A 12,919-nucleotide genomic window follows, 5' to 3' on the forward strand; every position below is an offset into this window, starting at 1 on the left:
CTCTTTTTAGAAATACTTTGGACTTGGTTTTTAGGAAGGGGCGACAATTATTTAGAGAGGGGGAATCTTGAGCATTGAAACCGTAAAGAAACTTGATTGGAGGATTTTTAGAAATGTTATTGGCGCGGTGCTACTTTTGGTGATTGCAATCCTCGCACCAATTTTCGCTAGGGCAGTTTTTTATCTATGGACGCCAGGGACGGACACTTTAGCTCAGTGGCTTGAGAGGAGTGGAGCTATTATGACGATCTATTCTGCGATTGCTGCTGCTGTATCTAGGTTTTCAATGGATCTTATTTCCCAATCAGAAGAGATAACCGCAAGAGAGGCATCTACACTCACAAAAAAATACACTAAAATAGTTCAGGCAATTGAAGGGGTATCTCTACTTGTTACTTTGCTGGGTACGTTGGTTTGGGGATATGGTAGTTTTGTCTTAAAGTTCTATCATAATATTGAAAAACTAATAGATGGGGCTATGCTGCCATTTTGCTAGTAGATTGCGTGCTATTACTCGCCACAGAAGCAGTCAATTGCCTCGTCGTGGTCAGCGAACATATCGAATTGTGTATCGGAGTAGTCGAGCATTTGCTGGTAGCTGGGGCGGTCACTGCGGAAGCGGGCGCCGTCGCCGGTGAACTTGCCGCCGGATACCACTGAGCTTTCCATGCGAGCCCACCATTCGGCCTTGGGCCGGTCGCTAGCTATGATGGAATAGACCTGCTTGGCACCCTTCAAGAAACAAAGGTCGCAGTTGCCTTCCAGCGTCCTGCCGTTGATCGTCGGCAGCATCAGGTCGAAAGGTTGCCCGGCCCAGAAGTCGGACACGTCCTGAACGCCGACACCGGCATCGGCCAGCGGCATCACCATGGTTGCCCACTTGCTTTCGCTGGTGCTTTTTCGGTGCCGGATCTTCACGACACGCCGCGGTTCATCCGCACGGATGCCTGTCATCATGTCTACCGGCGCTTCCTCGGTCGAAAGGCCCAGGCTGCGGAGGAACTTGTGGATGATGCGGATCTTCAGGTCGATGGTGCAGAACCTGGTTACCGGGTTGGGCAAGTACTTCCGCTTGCGGATCAGGGCTTCGAACGGCTCGCCCTCGCGGCTGGCGGTGGAGTAATCCACTACCGAAAATCCCGCGTCATCGTCGCGAAACTCCAGCCATACAATCGGAACGGCCCAGCGCTCGGCGCATTCCCGAACAAACTCCAGCGTGGCTGGGTGCTCCTTCCCGGTATTAGCGAAGGTGACGACCAGATCGCTCAGGTCATCGTTGTTGTCCAGTACCTGTCGCAGCATGTAGGCGCTGGTGCGGCCTCCGGAAAAGCTGACTACCGTAGTCCCGGATATTTTGTAGGGGTGCATGGGGAGTCCTTGCCGGGCCATGCCCAGGTGGTGGAGTTGATTGATTTGAACTGCTGATTCCATCAGGTGCCGAAACAGCTACCACCCAGAGGACATAGCGATGACTGAAGAAAAGAAGAAAGAACCCGAGCAAGAAACGCCGGCTCACTCCACTGAGGAAGAGCGCGAACGCTTGAAGGACTTCAACAAGGACGGGATTCCGCCTGGTTCAAGCTGATCATTAAGCCGCGCGCGCTTGGCGTTGCTCTGTACGCCATGGATCGTTTGCCCTAGCCAGCGCAGCCATCGGCGGCGGGCTGACGCTGTTGCCGCACATGTGCACCTGCTGGGTTTTGGTGAACGGTTTACCGTCGGCGCCGTGGCTGATGATGTAATCCGCCGGGAACCCCTGCGCCTTGTACAGCTCAGCCGGTTTCAGCATCCGCAGGCAGATGTCGACGATCACGTAGGGCGTGCCCTTGACCATTACGGTGACCATTGCGAGGCGGTCCTTGGTGGTGATTGTCGGTGCGGGCGCATCGCAGGCGCTGATGTTCTCTGTTCCGTAGTAGCTGATCAGGAAAGCAGCGACCCGCAGGGCACCGGCTTCGTGTTCAGGCGACAAGGTGAGCGACACCAGAGAGCTCTTGCCACCGCCGCCTGCCGTGATGGTCGGCGCCGGTTCTTCCAGGCCCTGGCCCACGCTGGCGCCGAATGCGCGCTCCATGAAAGCACTGACCAAGCCGTGGTGCTGGCCGCCGGCGCTCACGGTGTGAAGCGGGTCATTGAGGTCGCGCGCATCGCAGTTGCCACGCAGGTGCACCAGGTTCGCCACGGCCAACTGCTGCTGGCTGCCGGTGTTAGTTACCGTCGTCATGGGTTCGTGCATACCCTTGGCGTGCGTGGTGTTGAATCCGCCGTTGGCCTGGATCATAACCGCCGTGCTGACGGCTTGGCCGCCGCCGCAGGCCGTGATGGTGCCGATCGGTCCACAGATGTCGTTCACCCCATGGGAGCGGCGTTTGTTTGCGCCAGAGCCTTCCCCGTGCCCAGCCTGGACGATGCAGGCGGAAGCCAGCGCGCGGTGGTTCTGGGTCATCAGCGTGCCCACCGGATTGTCCATGCCCACCGGCTTGCCTGAGTACTCCGGGCCACCAGCACCAACCATCAACGGGCTGATCAGCGTCAGCTCGCCGCGATTCGCGCAGGTCACCGTCGGCAACGGGTCGAGCGGGTTGTTGATTCGGTCGCTGCCCTGGTGCGTTGCCGGGGCGATGATCGGACTGACCATCGAGAAGGCGCCGCCCTTCGGGTAGGAGGTGATGGTGCGCAAGGGCTCGTCGGCTGACTGCACCGTTTCCCCTGACCAGTTGGCGATCGGCACAATGAATGGCGCCGCGCTATCGATAACAAACTTCTTCATGCCCTTGGCAACGCGGCGCAGGGTGGCCGGTGCCAGGTCTTTCTTGCGGCCGAAAATGCTTTTGCCCAAGTCGGTGAAATCGATGCAGTCAGCGGCGGTCTTCCACTTCTGCTGGCCCTTGGTGGGGTTCTTGGCGTGGGTTGGCTCCGGCCACACGATTTGCTGACCGTCGCACCGGGCAATCATGAACAGGCGTTCCCGACTGGTCGGCGCGCCGAAGTCGCAGGCCTTGATTACCTTCCACTCAACGACATAGCCCATGCCTTCCAGCAGGGCTACGAAACGGCGCCAGGTGCGCCCGCGCTGCTTAGGGTCAGGCACCAAGAACTGGTTGGAAACCGGAACCCGTTCGCCTGGCGCAGCGACCCGGTTGGTGGTCGCTCCCTTCTTGGTCGGGTGCGGAACCTGGTCGAGGGTGACGACGCGGCCGGTGTCCTTGTCTCGCTTGGCGATAAGTCGGCCCCATTGCAGGATTTGTTTCACGTTCTCAAGGCTGATCACCCGTGGCCGCTTCTTGCCGCCCCACTTGAGGCCGATCCACGACAGGTTGCGGATCTCGCGCTTGCGCGGCTGGCCGCCGGCCGCCTGGCTGTGGTGCGTGCAGTCCGGCGACATGTGGAACCAGCCCACGGCCTTGCCTCCGCACTCGGTGTCAGGATCACCCTCAAACACGTCGGTGGTGAAGTGCTTGGCGCCTGGGTGATTCACGGTGTGCATGCTGATCGCTTGGGGGCTGTGGTTCTTCGCCACGTTCACCGCACGGCCCAGGCCTATTTCCAGCCCGGTACCGGCGCCGCCGCCACCGCAGAAGAAATCGACAACGATCTCATCGTCCTGAGGGTTGAAGCCGAGTCCGTATTGGGTTTTGAAATCGAAGGGGTGTTTCTTCTGTTGTGCGGACATAGGGGATCCTCGCCGGCTGGCGCGATTCGTTGATATGGGGTATTACGGGTGACCGGATGGAGCCGGATCAAGGAGGAACAGGTGGACAACAAACCCTCAAACAAGCTGCTTGCAGAGCAAAGCGGCCTCACAGAGGCTGAAGTCGGAACGTACCTGACGGCGCTTGAGTCGCAACCTGATGGAAGCTGGATGGCTTACTTCGGCACTGAGATCGATCGCTCGCCAGATGCCAGGACTAAGTTGAATGCAGCACGAACGTTATTGATCCCAGCCTGGCTCGCAAAGCTTTGGGTTGATCGCGATATTGGGTAGGCGCCGCCCTCCGGTATCCGGTGGTGGCAATTTGGTTTGGGTTGCGGTATTACGGGTGACCGGCATGGAGCCGGATAACATGAAGGAGCTTAGAGTGAAGCAGTCGGATTTTGCATTTGATAACGATCGATTTAAAGGGGCGCTTGGTACAAACAGCCGGAAGCTTGCAGTTGCAAGGCAGCTTTTGCTAAACACCATCTCTCACTGGTCCGGGTTTACCCAGTCGATGCTGGGAGGCAATGCAACCATCGTGATTGATGAACAGACTAAAAATATCAGTGGGACCGTTCTCGGCAAAAACTTCTCAATCACTTTTGGGGTGTTGGCGACTGACGAGTTTTGCCGTATTGAAGCCATTATCTTCTCTCCATCAACCCAGGCTGGACGAGCTGCAGAAGTCGGACGCTTTTATTTAGGACCTGATGGCACGGTGTATTCTGGCGATAATGAGGTCCTTTTGAGTGAGCACGAAGAGTTCCTAAGTTATGCTCTGTTAACCGCGGTACTGCGTAAAGTTGTGAGCACTCCTCAGTCAGCCTGAACAACTGCTGGAGTGACGATTTCATCGCCCGGATCACGATTCAGTTCCGCCAGGCTTTGATTACGGAACTCGCGCGCCACATCTTTGCTAATCACGATTTCGTGGCGCGAACGAAGGGCCTCACGTGCGCCTTCAGGTCCGAGCGAGTGAATGTAGCGTAGAGCGCCGGACATGACTGACGCCTTCTCGGTGTCCTCAGTCCAGGCCATCAGATCGGCAAGCATCTGCTTTTCACCCTGGCGGACACGATGCCGCAGCTCTTCCTCGCCAAGCTCCCTGCGTTTCGCTGCGCTCTTTGCTGATCGCTGCTGTTGAGTTGCAGCCATGGCCTACCTCTTCTATTCCGCTGGCCGGCAGTGCGAGCCAGGTTTGACGTTTGCGTTGCTGGGTGCGGGCTATGCGGCGCATGAATCGACCTTCACCTGGTGCCAGGCGCCGACGGCTTCGAAGATCCGCGCGGCGTGCGCCTCGTCCAGCGATATCGCTTCAGGTATGGCGATCCAGCCCGAAGCCACCATCTGGCTTTGATTGGCCTCGTCGCGCAGCTTCTTGTAGCAATGCTCAATCACGTCTTCCAAGTGGTCGGAGAGGTAAACGCCATCGGGCGCCACCTCCACCGATTTGCTGTAACGGTCGCCGTGGGCGTCGATGCAGAGGGCGCTAAGGTAGATCGTCCATCGGTGGGGAATGCCGCAGACGGCCTGGCCAATCTTCCCGGGCGCGATGTTCTTGAGCGACTTGTAGTTGATCATGCCCTGTCGGCCACTGGGGTCGATGTTGACCACGGCGACGTGATTGGCGGCGAGCAGCGACCGGCAGGACCGGTCAATGCGGGCTTTGAGGTTGTGGGGTTTGCGCTTGCTCATAATGCCTCCGCGAGTTTGCGCAGCGCTTCACGCTCGGCCCGGGTGATGGGCGGCTTGCGGCGCTTGAGGATGGTTGTCGGGTCGATGAATTCCGAACGCTTCGCCGGGTCTGGATTGATCGGCGGGCTATCGCCGATGGTGAGCTTGCCGCCGGCGGCCAGGTGCCGCCGAACCTGACTGGAAAGCTCCAGCGCTTTCTCGCGCCGGAACTCGATATCAGATCTGAGGTTGCTGATCATGCTGCCGCCTTGGCCAGCGTCACCCCGGCCATGCTGAAGGTTGATCCTTGTTCCGCGACCATTGCGTCGAGCACTTCCCAGTTGACCAAGAGGACGGTGATCGGCGCCTGACCATATGCCACGGCTTTCACCAGGGCCTCGAAGTCCGTCACGTTGGCCTGCAGCGCTACCTGCTCGACCACGTGGCTCGTTACTGGCTTTTTAGCCTGGGCGACGGGTGCCGCAGTCTGAACTGGCGTGGCGCGGACAGGCTCGGGTGTCGCCACTTTCTCCACGACCGGTTCTGGCTTGATGGCCGCCAAGCGCTTGGTTTCTTGCTCTTCGGCTATACGCTTCGCGTCGGCCTTTTCCTGCTCAGCCTTCTGGTGTTCGGAGATGCGGAATTTGATCAGCGTTACCAGGTCATCGTTGGCCTTGGTCACCAGCTGCTGCACGTCGCTGAACAGGAAGGCATGATCAACGGCGAGCTCTGCCAGACTGGTCAGGTTCAATCGGATGCCGTCGGCTGCCTGGCTTGCATCGATCTTCGCCCGGGCCAGTTCGGTATCTACTGCGTCCTGGAGGCTGGCGATGGTGCGCTTGTTCTTCATGGCGCCGGCGAAGTCCGAAACGACATGAGGCAGCGTGACTTTGCCCAGCGTCTTGTTGATGGCGGCGATATGATCCGCCAGCGCCAGCTCGGCTTTTTGCTTGATGTTGGTCTTCACCAGCAGCTCTTGAGCCTTCACCAGCTTGTCGACTTTCAGTCGAGTCTCGCGAGCATGGGCACTAATGCGATCCAGCGACGAAAACAGCTCGTCGATGCTTTGGGTCTGCGATAAGGCCTGTTTCTTGGCGACCGACACGGCCTCTTCGACATCACCGCACCACTTGACCGCCTTCTTCGCATCGGCGAAGTCCTGGTCGGTGGAGAGCGTGGTTTTCACCGAGTCGATGACGGCCAGCGCCGAATCTTCAAACACCTTCAGGTTGCTGGCGGTAACCATGCCGGTCAGCTCGATGCGCAGGGCTGGCAGCTCGTCAGGTGCCTTGCCGACGACGATTGAGGGCGCGTCGGCCATTTCGAAGTTGGCCAGGTCTGCCTCAAACTGTTTCCAGCCTTCGATCAACTGGGTCGCGCGCCCGGCGACAGGCCGGTATTCCATGTGCACGAAGTTTTCCGGCGTGCCATCCGAGCAAACAAAGATCACTCGCTCAGCGCCGCTAACTAGCAGTTGCTGTTCAAGCTGCCAGTAATAGTGCGGGGCCAGCTCACCAGCCTTCACCTGGGCCACAACCGACTCATTCCAAAGCTTGTGCTCGAACAGGGTCTCGCCGAGCATTGTGGCGCCGTCCATGGAAGCGAGAAGGTTGCCCTTGGTGCCAACGATCGGATACAGCTCTTCGCCGATCAGTGCTTCGGCCAGCGGGCGAGCCATGGCTTCGGTTGCGTGGCCTTTGTCGAAGATGAATTGCTGAGACGGCGTGACATCGGGCGTGATGCCGGTCTTCTTGGCGACTAGCAGGTCGGTGCGGGATTGGTACTTCGAGGCGCCCATCATTGCTGGGGCTTCGGAGGCGGTGCGGAACTGGGCGCGGAGGGCAAGCCACTCGGCGGAGCCTTGAGCTACGTTGTGAATTTTCATGCTGCGTCTCCATCGAGGGCTTTGAGGTTGGTGATTTTTTCAATCTGCGCCGGGCTCAGCGTGTACTTGCTGCTGATGGTCGCAATGAGGTGTTCAGGGCTGGTGCGGTTTGAGTCGATCAGCGGTTGCCACTTCTCGATGTTCTCGGTCAGCAGGTCGTCGGAATAGGCGGGTAGCGCTTCTGGCTCAGGATGGGCGTGCTGCCGAGGGCTGACATCGCGCGCCGGCTCTTCGAATGCCTTGCCTTCCATCTCGTCGGCCGTTGGCGCCGACCCGACTTCGGGGAAGGCTTTGCGTAGGGCCTGTGCTTCGGCGCACTTTGCGAGCTGGGCAAATGCTCGACGCTTCCACATGGCATTGGGCGCCGCAGTGTCCTTGCTGGCTGTTGCGTAGTTTTCGATCCAGCGCTCGTTGGCTGTGTATTCGGCCACCAGGCCGTTGCTCATCTGCCGCTTGACCGTCACGCGGCACCATTCGGGATACGTGACTTCTACACCGCTCAACTTCGCAGTCACTGGGGGGCCATATTCTGGTTCGCTGATCCCGGCGTACTGGCCGGTACGCGCCGCCTGGATGCGGTACAGGCCGATGCCAGGCATCACTGTGTCCTGCATCTTTTTCGTCTTCGAGTTCCAGATAGGAACGATGTGGACCGGCTTCAGCATTGGGTCTAGGTGCGCGGCCTGGCAGTAGGCCAAGACCATCACGACTGAGTTCTTTTCGGCGCCGGGGTAGAGGCTGCTGCTCAGCACTTCAACGAGCGCGGCCTCCGACATCGCAGGCGTGTTGTCGTCCTGCTTCATTACTGCGGACATGGGGAATCCTTGCCGCGATGCTCGCAGCGATTGAAGGTGTTGGTTATTGAGTGATTCGATCAGCGAGTGCGCTGAGCAACATCAGGAAGGTGAAAAGGGCTAGGGCAGGGAAAGCGCCACGCCAGATGAGAATGCGCCTGGTGCGCTGGTGGGGAGTCAAGGCCGAACTCTCACTGCGATGCGACCGCCCTTCATTGTCGGCGCCAGCCGCTGCGGAAGATCCCTTACCAGGTCTTCACGCTTGCGGCCAATCAGTTCATTGAAAGGAAGGCCAAAGCCCAGGATGGCGATTCGACTCTCGATTTCGTTGAGTTGCTCTTCGATTAGCGATTGGACTGGTGCAGTAGTCATGATCTTCTCCTTGCGTGTGTATCGCTGGCGCTATCGTGCTCGTGAAGGGTTTTTCGACGAGTGACGTGTCTAGATCAATGGTTCTGTGAGTATTTGGGGTTGCCACCTCGATCCTCGGCGTCTACCCTGAAAATGTATGAATTGTTACGAATAATTTCGGTAGTGACCGTTTTCGGTTCACGCTACTTCAGGATGAGGAACGAAAAATGTTTTCACACGAAGGTCCCGCATTAGAGCTGTTGCTGTTCGTTATTGGCTTGTCTGGCCTGCTCTTGGTTGTGTGGTTTATCCACCACCAATACGAACGTTTAACTGGGAAAAACGTAAGAAAACAACAAGGTCGTAACGAAGGGCGCTCGACGTAGTCTGACGGCCTATCTAACCAGCCGAGCCAGCCTCTTCCGACTGGCTCTCAGTAGCCACGCACTGTAATGATGAAACTCTTCAGCATTTATGGTGCCTTCCGTGAAGTGGCGAACGATCAATCCCTCTACCTGCGACTCGGCGAGGGGCGCTGCGTCCGAAGGGTCAAGGGCAAGCAACGCAGCCGTTATATCTACATGCGCGCTCATAGGTCCGCATCCACGTCGTCTTCTGCCTCTTCCCGCTCTGCTGCAACCGCGTCGACGGCGTAGGGCTTGAGCATCTCTATGGCGATCCGCTCGGCGGCTTCGATAGGGCGGGGCTGACCGATCAAATCGGCAGCGTGCCCGCGTGAATCCGACTGACTGCCAAGGATCGAGGAAAGGAACAGTCGAGCGAACGAATCACGCTCGTCCAGACCGTCGATTTGGCGCTGGTTCAGGTGGCCTTGAAGGTACGTGCAGTAACGATCAAACGTCACCAATTGCGGCTGGCCGTGGCGGCGCTTCCACTTGATGTCCATTCCGCACACCAGCTGTTCCGCCTAATGCTCCAGCCACTCCTGTTCCGGATTCGCGTCGCTGACATCTGGAGGCAACTGAGCGTCGAATCGCTCTTGGCATAATTTCAATACTGCGCTCATGGTCGCCTCCGAGGCGGCTGCGTGGGTTAGTCGGTGTAAGCGACGTATTTGAAGTGGCCGTCTTTGAATTCCGGCATAAATAGGCCTGTCGGGCACCTGACCGGTAAGGTTGTTGGTAGTGGGTGGGGAGGTGTCTATGCGGGAGATAACTGGAAAATCGTCAATCAATAGCGCTATGATAAATTTCATTTTTTTCAGGGAGATCAATGATGTTTTTAAAGCGAATTTCTGCAGCGCTTCTGCTATTGAGCGTTTCTTCGGTCGCAAGTACCTTGGCAAGCGCAGCAGAGGACGACACCGAAAACGCCGTCAATTTGCTGGCCATTGAAAGCCTTTGCGTCAAGGCCAATCCAGATTCGAATAGCAGCGTTGAGAACGCTTTAAATAGCGATCCGGAGACGACCGAGTCGCTTAGAGCAGAAGTTCGCCGAGTCAAATCTGATCCAGCTTCCAAAGCAAAAATCCAATCGTTGGCGTTCAATATGAGCAACTCTGTCGTCGTATCTAAGCTTCCAGATATGTGCTCGTACTACCTCCCCAAGAAGTGAGAACGCATACCTTATGCTAGGTGTCTCGCACCTGCGGGGTTGGCGTCCGACATCGTTAGAAGGCTCTCATCGCACAGCCAGCCTAAGCTGACCGCAACCGGAGCCGGGTGCCGCCCACCGTTACCGGCGCTTGCTGGCATCGATCTCGACCCAGAGCGTATTGACGATTGGCGTCCTCCATTGCTTGGGGTTAGGCGGTGGCTTTGGCTGCGATTAGCCGCTTGGCCTCAATCTCTTCGTCGAATGACAGAAGGTGAGGCGCTACTAGGTAAAGGTTGAGCAATCGTTCGCTTTCATCCGTTGACCATGTCTGGTCGGCTAAGCGTTTTTCGTCGTACTTGGCATAAGCCAAAAGAGCCGATTCGATAACTCCACTCATGGTTCTGCGCTGGATGCGACCCATCACGTCGAGCATGTACTTAACGCGGGGGCTGATTCGAACGCCGATTTGGGCGCTCCTGGTTTTTACGCCAACCTTCTTGGCCATGACTCTCTCCGTTCGTTGGTTCACCTGTATTCGTCAACACTCATGCCTCCCGCTGGTTGCCGATGGGCGCGGGGTGAGTGCTGACGGGTAGAGGTGAGGAGGGGTATAAGTAGGGAAGTTCGAAATAAGGAGTTTTCTATGTCCCTGGTGGATCTTGATTTGACCTCGAAGGCCTTGCCTCAAGCTTGGAAGTCCACCGTTCTAGGACGGGTAGGCGGCTCCAATATCAAAGTCCTGCGCATGGATGAAATGTCCGTTGAAGCAGAGGTGCATGACTACACCGAGGGCTTGCTAGTCATCTCCGGACAGTTATTGCTGGGAGTCGATGGTGAGTGCGTGCGCGTGGGAGAGGGACAAATTTATCTGGCTGAAGCTGGTGTTCCGCATGCAGTTTTGTCTGGAAGCTACGGGACACTTGTCATCATTGATGTTTGAAAGGCCGCAGGTGCCGGAACTGGCCGGCACGCAGCTGACCAGACAGTTAACGAAAGGCTGTCTTGGCTGTTTCTGTTAAGTGGTCAGCCTAGGACATTCCGCCCGGCGCACCATCCGAGCCTGAGCCATCCGTCTTTCCGGCGCCCGGCGATCACGACGCAGCGAGTCGTCACTGATCGTTGAGTGCATGGCGATCAGCGCCGCCAGTACAAAGCACACCGGCGTGATAATCTGGCGCTTCATGGCCTCTGCCACCAAGGCCGTGCGTTTCGTCACGCCCAGCTTGAACATCGCATTGGTCAGGCGCTTCTTCACGGTGCCTGCCTCTATGCCTGCCTCTCGGGCGATCTCTTTCGAGGTGAAGCCCTGGGCAATCCAAAGCAGAAACTGTAGCTCTCGCGGCGCCAGGCCACGTCCGAGGTGACCCTTCCATGCGCCGTTGATGATTGTTGCTTCCATTCGTCGTAACCCTCGGTTGGTTTCCCGTTAGGCCCTGTTGCCAAGGACTATCGGTGAAACCCCCGACCTCGCTACTGGCGTCAGGCCGGGGTTGTTGCGTCAGCGGTGAGGCCCGTTGCCCGCTGCTGATTGCAGGCCTGGCCGTTCGTCTTCGTAGGTTGGCGGTGAGCTTCCTCCCCAGAGCATCAATCAGCATCTGTTCGCCTTGGATCACAGGTCCCTACAACATGCACGCTGCAGCTCGTTTGCCCGGTTAGGTGGGCAGGATGCATGAGGTCCGGCGTTCCCAGCCGAGGCTATCGGGACCGCTAATTCTGTTCAGTTGAGTCTCCCTTCTACCGCTGGGATTCGCGGGGCGCATTGCTTGCCAGGTCATTCGCACGGTTCGAGCGTTTCGCTCTCGATCAGCCGTACAGGGTGTCCCTGTCGTGGGCGGGCTATCTGACCCGTCTGATCGCCGGTCGCCAGTAGAGGCAATGCGGTCTGTTGGTATTTCTGTATTGCGCTGACTGTTAAAGAGCGGCGCAGCTCTCGCTGCTGGCCGGCGATGTTCATTGCTGGCTTGAGTTGAATTTAAGCAAGCTGAAATAAAGGTGTCAAGCATGCTGAAATAAATAATTCAGATTGCTGAAATTCAAGTCGATAAAAAACCCGCTCAGTGGCGGGCTCCTTTATGCGTCGCAGTACTCGCGCCAACCGATCCTGACGGCTCCGTCTTCCAGATGCTCGACTCTTATCCCGGCGGTATCGCCAATGTCTTGGATGACCTGGTGCCAGGCTTCAGGGCTTTCATCGTCGCGCCTGGAGACCTCGACCAACTGAATCCGCTGTACCCGGGGAGAGGCGATCAACCCTTGCAGGCGGCGGCCAACAAGCTCGTAGGAATTTCTCGGTTTTGGTGCGGGGTAGGGTTCCTGGTTCATGTGTAGCTCCTTGCGAATACTGTATGTATACACAGTATTTGTGCTGTCATGTATTGGCAAGAGGGCAGCAAGAAGTTTAATGCATGAATGCATATTTTATGATGGGTGCTTTCCGGCAGGAATGAAAAAGCCCGCGGTGGGCGGGCTTTAAGCGAATACGGTGAGCGGCGGCTACCCCGCCAAGTCCAAATCACCACGATGAGCGATATGTACCTTGTTGCCATCTGGATCACGTAGGTACGCACCGTAGTAGCCGTCACCATAGTGGGGACGTTGGCCAGGTTCACCTTCATCAGATCCGCCCGCAAGAAGCCCAGCTGCATAGGCGCTGTCTACCGCATTTGGAGATGATGCGGTGAAAGCCACCATGCTGCCATTCCCTGTTCCGGCTTCATTTCGGTCATAAGGGCTGTACACATAAAAGCGAGGGAGGACGCTATTTGGCTTAATCCAGCATGCCGAAGGTGGCCCGCCATCAGGCGTTACAGGCCTACGACAGAGCCCCAGGGGGATCAGCACCGCGTCATAGAAGGTAGAGGCCTTATCAAGATCGTTTGTCCCAACGGTTACGTGACTGAACATCCTGTATTCCTACTTACGAAGGCGAGGCGTTATCGTGTCATTTTGACGGTGGGCGTG

18 protein-coding genes are annotated in these 12,919 nt (G+C 57.4%); 4 read left to right on the forward strand and 14 right to left on the reverse strand.

Annotated features, from left to right (window positions below; all coding sequences use genetic code 11):
* Positions 1–67 precede the first annotated feature (67 nt).
* Positions 68–496 carry a hypothetical protein gene (locus LRO94_RS13160; protein ID WP_179179110.1) on the forward strand — a complete coding sequence of 143 codons (429 nt, stop codon included), beginning with the start codon at positions 68–70 and terminating at the stop codon, positions 494–496.
* A gap of 14 nt (positions 497–510) precedes the next feature.
* Here LRO94_RS13160 and LRO94_RS13165 read toward each other — a convergent pair whose 3' ends face one another.
* Positions 511–1,368 (reverse strand): phosphoadenosine phosphosulfate reductase domain-containing protein, encoded by an 858-nt coding sequence (locus LRO94_RS13165; RefSeq protein ID WP_179179109.1) that lies wholly within the window; start codon positions 1,366–1,368, stop codon positions 511–513.
* Between the two features lie 220 nt (positions 1,369–1,588).
* Positions 1,589–3,673 carry a DNA cytosine methyltransferase gene (locus LRO94_RS13170; protein ID WP_179179108.1) on the reverse strand — a complete coding sequence of 695 codons (2,085 nt, stop codon included), beginning with the start codon at positions 3,671–3,673 and terminating at the stop codon, positions 1,589–1,591.
* Between the two features lie 81 nt (positions 3,674–3,754).
* On the opposite strand from LRO94_RS13170, the gene LRO94_RS13175 reads away from it, so the two are divergent.
* Positions 3,755–3,985: a hypothetical protein gene (locus LRO94_RS13175; RefSeq protein WP_179179107.1), complete on the forward strand. Its 231-nt coding sequence runs from the start codon at positions 3,755–3,757 to the stop codon at positions 3,983–3,985.
* Positions 3,986–4,079: 94 nt separating this feature from the next.
* Positions 4,080–4,526 carry a hypothetical protein gene (locus tag LRO94_RS13180; RefSeq protein WP_179179106.1) on the forward strand — a complete coding sequence of 149 codons (447 nt, stop codon included), beginning with the start codon at positions 4,080–4,082 and terminating at the stop codon, positions 4,524–4,526.
* On the opposite strand, the gene LRO94_RS13185 is transcribed toward LRO94_RS13180, so the two are convergent.
* The 9 genes from LRO94_RS13185 to LRO94_RS13225 form a co-directional block, all read right to left on the reverse strand.
* Entirely contained in the window at positions 4,514–4,852 is a 339-nt protein-coding gene (locus LRO94_RS13185) for a hypothetical protein (RefSeq protein WP_179179105.1), read from the reverse strand. The genes LRO94_RS13180 and LRO94_RS13185 overlap by 13 nt on opposite strands.
* Before the next feature lie 69 nt (positions 4,853–4,921).
* The gene (locus LRO94_RS13190; RefSeq protein WP_179179104.1) at positions 4,922–5,392 is read right to left on the reverse strand and encodes a hypothetical protein; all 471 of its coding nucleotides are present in this window, start codon (positions 5,390–5,392) and stop codon (positions 4,922–4,924) included.
* Positions 5,389–5,631 carry a hypothetical protein gene (locus tag LRO94_RS13195; protein WP_179179103.1) on the reverse strand — a complete coding sequence of 81 codons (243 nt, stop codon included), beginning with the start codon at positions 5,629–5,631 and terminating at the stop codon, positions 5,389–5,391. Before LRO94_RS13195 ends, LRO94_RS13190 begins: the two co-directional genes overlap by 4 nt.
* Positions 5,628–7,256, reverse strand: coding sequence for a YqaJ viral recombinase family protein (locus tag LRO94_RS13200; protein WP_179179102.1), 1,629 nt, complete (start codon positions 7,254–7,256; stop codon positions 5,628–5,630). The genes LRO94_RS13195 and LRO94_RS13200 overlap by 4 nt, the downstream gene beginning before the upstream one ends.
* Positions 7,253–8,059 carry a phage recombination protein Bet gene (gene bet / locus LRO94_RS13205; RefSeq protein WP_179180075.1) on the reverse strand — a complete coding sequence of 269 codons (807 nt, stop codon included), beginning with the start codon at positions 8,057–8,059 and terminating at the stop codon, positions 7,253–7,255. The genes LRO94_RS13200 and bet overlap by 4 nt, the downstream gene beginning before the upstream one ends.
* Before the next feature lie 168 nt (positions 8,060–8,227).
* A complete protein-coding gene (locus tag LRO94_RS13210; RefSeq protein ID WP_179179101.1) occupies positions 8,228–8,422 on the reverse strand; it encodes a hypothetical protein in 195 nt (64 codons plus the stop codon).
* 568 nt (positions 8,423–8,990) lie between these two features.
* Positions 8,991–9,308: a hypothetical protein gene (locus tag LRO94_RS13215; RefSeq protein WP_233897038.1), complete on the reverse strand. Its 318-nt coding sequence runs from the start codon at positions 9,306–9,308 to the stop codon at positions 8,991–8,993.
* A gap of 280 nt (positions 9,309–9,588) precedes the next feature.
* Positions 9,589–9,909, reverse strand: coding sequence for a hypothetical protein (locus LRO94_RS13220; protein ID WP_179179100.1), 321 nt, complete (start codon positions 9,907–9,909; stop codon positions 9,589–9,591).
* Positions 9,910–10,166: 257 nt separating this feature from the next.
* Complete coding sequence (locus LRO94_RS13225) at positions 10,167–10,463, reverse strand: hypothetical protein (RefSeq protein WP_095184961.1); 297 nt, start codon at positions 10,461–10,463, stop codon at positions 10,167–10,169.
* 138 nt (positions 10,464–10,601) lie between these two features.
* On the opposite strand from LRO94_RS13225, the gene LRO94_RS13230 reads away from it, so the two are divergent.
* The gene (locus tag LRO94_RS13230; protein ID WP_095184960.1) at positions 10,602–10,898 is read left to right on the forward strand and encodes a cupin domain-containing protein; all 297 of its coding nucleotides are present in this window, start codon (positions 10,602–10,604) and stop codon (positions 10,896–10,898) included.
* Between the two features lie 75 nt (positions 10,899–10,973).
* Here LRO94_RS13230 and LRO94_RS13235 read toward each other — a convergent pair whose 3' ends face one another.
* From LRO94_RS13235 to LRO94_RS13245, 3 genes are all read right to left on the reverse strand, one after another.
* Entirely contained in the window at positions 10,974–11,357 is a 384-nt protein-coding gene (locus tag LRO94_RS13235; protein ID WP_179179099.1) for a response regulator transcription factor, read from the reverse strand.
* Between the two features lie 671 nt (positions 11,358–12,028).
* On the reverse strand, positions 12,029–12,280 hold the full coding sequence (locus tag LRO94_RS13240) for a DUF1654 domain-containing protein (RefSeq protein WP_122681634.1): 252 nt from the start codon (positions 12,278–12,280) through the stop codon (positions 12,029–12,031).
* Between the two features lie 171 nt (positions 12,281–12,451).
* Positions 12,452–12,862 (reverse strand): VOC family protein, encoded by a 411-nt coding sequence (locus LRO94_RS13245; protein WP_179179098.1) that lies wholly within the window; start codon positions 12,860–12,862, stop codon positions 12,452–12,454.
* Positions 12,863–12,919: the final 57 nt, after the last annotated feature.

The sequence above is a fragment of the Pseudomonas sivasensis genome, from assembly GCF_021391435.1.
Classification (GTDB): Bacteria; Pseudomonadota; Gammaproteobacteria; order Pseudomonadales; family Pseudomonadaceae; genus Aquipseudomonas; species Aquipseudomonas sivasensis.